Annotated in this window: 1 protein-coding gene; it reads right to left on the minus strand. The window is 64.9% G+C overall.

What is annotated here, in order from left to right; all coding sequences use genetic code 11:
• Window positions 1–80: 80 nt before the first annotated feature.
• Window positions 81–1530: catalase (locus MOQ72_RS44065; protein ID WP_242192025.1), on the minus strand; the 1450-nt coding region annotated here is incomplete at its 5' end.

Below are 1530 nucleotides of genomic sequence, written 5' to 3' on the forward strand. Positions count from 1 at the left end.
GGACGGCGGCGTTTTCGGTGTTGGGTTGTGGGTATGGCCCGTCCCCGTGTCCCCGGCTGCGGGGACGGGCCATGGCTGGGTCAACCGCCGTCGCGGACGGTCTGTTCGATGTGGTCGCCGACCTGCTTGTCGATGTTCTTCCAGTACACGAAGGCACGCAGCAGGATCGGTTCGGAGACGCCGTCGAGTAGGTGCCCGGCTACGTTGTCCACCAGTCGTTGGCGTTGCTCGTCGTTGAGGACCTTGCGGACCAGCGTGCCTGCCTGACTCCAGTCGTCGTCGTCGCAGCGCAGGGTGTAGGCCGCGCGGACCATGTCGCCGTCGGCGTGCCAGCTCGGTTCGGCGATACGCGAGGGGTCGGCTTGCGGGCCGTCGTAGGAGTTGGGCGCGTACACCGGATCGGAGGCGTTGTGCACTCGCATCGCGCCGTCCTTGGAGTAGCTGTTGACCTCCGCGTTGGGTGTGTTCACCGGGATCTGCTTGTAGTTGACCCCGAGCCGGGCGCGGTGCGCGTCGGCGTAGGAGAAGCCGCGGGCGAGCAGCATCTTGTCCGGACTCAGCCCGGTTCCGGGCACGTGGTTGTTCGGTTCGAAGGCGGCCTGCTCGATCTCGGTGTGGTGGTCGGTGGGGTTGCGGTCCAGGGTCAGCTTGCCGACCTCGATCAGCGGGTAGTCGGCGTGTGGCCAGACCTTGGTCAGGTCGAACGGGTTGAACCGGTAGGTCTTGGCGTCCTCGAACGGCATGATCTGCACCTTCAGCGTCCAGCTGGGGAAGTCCCCGGTCTCGAGCGCGTGATACAGGTCGCGTTGGTGGTAGTCGCCGTCCTTGCCGGCCAACTCGTCGGCTTCGGCCTGGGTGAGGAACTCGATGCCCTGGTCGGTGATGAAGTGGTACTTCACCCAGAACGTCTGCCCGGTGGCGTTGACCCAGCTGTAGGTGTGGCTGGAGTAGCCGTTCATGTGCCGCCAGGTTTTGGGGATGCCCCGGTCGCCCATCAGCCAGGCGAGCATGTGCGCCGATTCGGGCGAGAGCGTCCAGAAGTCCCACTGCATGTCGTGGTCGCGCAGGTTGGTGGCCAGCCGACGCTTCTGCGATCGGATGAAATGCTGGAACTTCATCGGGTCACGGATGAAGAAGATCGGCGTGTTGTTGCCGACGATGTCCAGGTTGCCTTCGGAGGTGTAGAACCGCAGCGAGAAACCACGCGGGTCGCGCCAGGTGTCCGGGCTGCCACGCTCACCGGCCACAGTGGAGAAACGGATCAGCGTCTCGGTCCTGGTGCCCGGCTGGAACACCGCCGCCCTGGTGTAGGCGCTGACATCGTTGGTGACCTCGAAGTGGCCGAACGCGCCGCTGCCCTTGGCGTGTGGTTGGCGCTCCGGGATGCGCTCCCGGTTGAAGTTCGCCATCTGCTCGATCAGGTAATGATCGTTCAACAGGATCGGACCATCAGGGCCCACGGTGAGGGAAAGTTCGTCGCTGGCGACCGGAATCCCGGCGTCAGTCGTGGTCGGCTTGGGTTGGTCATTG

Origin of the sequence: Saccharopolyspora soli, assembly GCF_022678645.1 — a bacterium.
GTDB classification, from domain to species: Bacteria; Actinomycetota; Actinomycetes; order Mycobacteriales; family Pseudonocardiaceae; genus Saccharopolyspora; species Saccharopolyspora soli.